This window comes from Bradyrhizobium sp. Leo170, assembly GCF_004296405.1.
In the GTDB taxonomy this organism is placed as follows: Bacteria; Pseudomonadota; Alphaproteobacteria; order Rhizobiales; family Xanthobacteraceae; genus Bradyrhizobium.
The window spans coordinates 1-1197 of record NZ_PSRR01000737.1; the positions used below are offsets into that span (position 1 = coordinate 1).

Annotated in this window: 2 protein-coding genes and 2 pseudogenes; 1 reads left to right on the top strand and 3 read right to left on the bottom strand. The window is 63.7% G+C overall.

Translation table 11 applies throughout. The features are described 5' to 3' along the window. A pseudogene (locus tag CWO89_RS48670) lies at positions 1 to 114 on the top strand (integrase); the annotation flags it as partial. A 21-nt stretch (positions 115 to 135) separates the two neighbouring features. Here CWO89_RS48670 and CWO89_RS44365 read toward each other — a convergent pair. The 3 genes and pseudogenes from CWO89_RS44365 to CWO89_RS46685 form a co-directional block, all read right to left on the bottom strand. Next, positions 136 to 554 (bottom strand): annotated as a pseudogene (locus CWO89_RS44365) (type II toxin-antitoxin system VapC family toxin). Beyond that, entirely contained in the window at positions 551 to 799 is a 249-nt protein-coding gene (locus CWO89_RS44370; RefSeq protein WP_130230078.1) for a type II toxin-antitoxin system VapB family antitoxin, read from the bottom strand. The pseudogene CWO89_RS44365 and the gene CWO89_RS44370 overlap by 4 nt, the downstream one beginning before the upstream one ends. Before the next feature lie 124 nt (positions 800 to 923). Beyond that, the coding region (locus CWO89_RS46685) for a hypothetical protein (protein ID WP_165421617.1) at positions 924 to 1197 on the bottom strand (274 nt) is incomplete at its 5' end.

Sequence of the window (1197 nt, forward strand, 5' to 3'; positions counted from 1 at the left end):
GACGAGCGCTACGTCCAGAAGCAGCTCGGGCACGCCAGCGCCGAGCAGACCCGCCGTTATCAGCGCCGGCGCGACCGGTTCCGGGTGAATCTCACCAAGGCTGCGGGCCTTTGACGCCGCTCCCCTGCCGGCGCCTTAGGCTGCGAAATTCCACGGCGAAATCAATTCGAGCCCTGTGGACGCAAAATCATTTAGGTTCCGCGTGGCCAATCGACCGCCGTTGACGCGGGCGATGGCTGCAATCATCCCGTCGGGCGCCGACATCGGTTGGCCACGCCGTGTCGCCTCCCCCATGATGTCGCCATACGCCAGCGCGGCCTCTCCGTCAGGCCGAAGATCCGATCGGCGAATCGTTGGCGCCAATCCAACAAGCCGCGTTCCAGGCGCTCGGCGCGTTGATCGGGCCTGATTTTCTGAATGCCGAACGCGATCTCGGCGATTGTGACCGTGGGAAGCGCAAGCTCCGCATCGTGACGGACCAGCCAGGCGATTACGGCGTCGTCGGGCGCCTTCCTCAAGGTCTCCGAGATCACATTGGTGTCGAGAAAGATCAAAGTTCGGGTCCGGTGTGGGGCCGGCGGCCCTCGCGGATGATTGCCTCGAGGTCGATATCCGCACCGCCATTGGCCCTAAGGCGGGCGTAAAACGCCGCCGGCGGTTCGCGCCCGGCCGCGCGCTCCTCATAGGCTTCCAGCGCGCGTTCGACCACGTCCGCGATCGAGCGATTCTCCCGACGCGCAAGCCGATGGGCTAGATCTCGTGCCTTGGCACTGCGGACTGAAAGTTGCGGTTCGGCCATCTACGACTCCTCCCCTAAGCATATAGGAGGAACGGTGAGCCATCAAGATGGCAGCTGCTGGCTAGCCAGCTTCACTCGATTTTGGGCCATTCATCGAACGGAAATCCGCCAAGCCGCGTGCCGCTTACGAATTCAGCGCCTGTCGAGGTGCCGGCTCAGCCGCAGCGCGCACCTTGCTCATCACCTCGCCCATCGCCATTCGGAGCTCGTCCTGGGCGTCGTTCAGTCCGACATGGCCGGTACAAGCCGCAAGGGCTGCGAATTTCAGTGCGGCTAACATGGCGGCTTCGCTGCCCAGCTCGCGCGAGACCTGCTTCGCCGGATGCGTCTCCAGCACGGAAAGAGCAGACTGGGTGATCGTTTGGCCGATCTCGTCGATGAGATCGTCAAACGCAGCA